The following is a 538-nucleotide window of genomic DNA, read 5'->3' as shown; positions in this document are numbered from 1 at the left end:
CGCATCCCGACGGTTACGGCCGCAGCTGGTTCTGCGAACTCTATCGAGCCTGGGAAGGCCGGTTGTCGCCGACGATGCGGCAGGCGCATGTGGCCGGCGAGAAGCTGTTCGTCGATTACGCCGGTACGACGATTGACATCGTCGATGCCGCGACCGGAGAGGTGCATGCCTGCCAGCTGTTTGTCGCAGCCCTCGGCGCATCGAGTTTTACGTACGCCGAGGCAACCTTCACGCAGACGCTGCCCGACTGGATCGGCTCGCACACACGCGCCTTTGTCTTTTACGGCGGTGTGCCGGCGATGGTCGTTTCCGACAATCTGAAGTCCGGCGTCACCAAGGCCTGCTTCTACGAGCCGGGCGTCAATCGTGCCTATGCCGAAATGGCGGTGCACTACGACACGGCCATTGTGCCGGCACGGCCGAGAAAACCGCGCGACAAGGCGAAGGTCGAGGTCGCCGTGCAGGTCGCGACGCGCTGGATTATCGCCAAGTTGCGCAACATCAGGTTCTTCTCGCTCGTCGAGTTGAACGCAGCGAT

General features: G+C 62.6%; 1 protein-coding gene. It reads left to right on the top strand.

All coding sequences use genetic code 11. The features are described 5' to 3' along the window. Positions 1-538: IS21 family transposase (gene istA / locus IVA82_RS04080; RefSeq protein WP_247493167.1), on the top strand; the 538-nt coding region annotated here is incomplete at both ends.

The sequence above is a fragment of the Bradyrhizobium sp. 142 genome (assembly GCF_023074015.1).
GTDB lineage: Bacteria > Pseudomonadota > Alphaproteobacteria > Rhizobiales > Xanthobacteraceae > Bradyrhizobium.
This window is presented reverse-complemented; position numbering and strand designations above follow the sequence as displayed.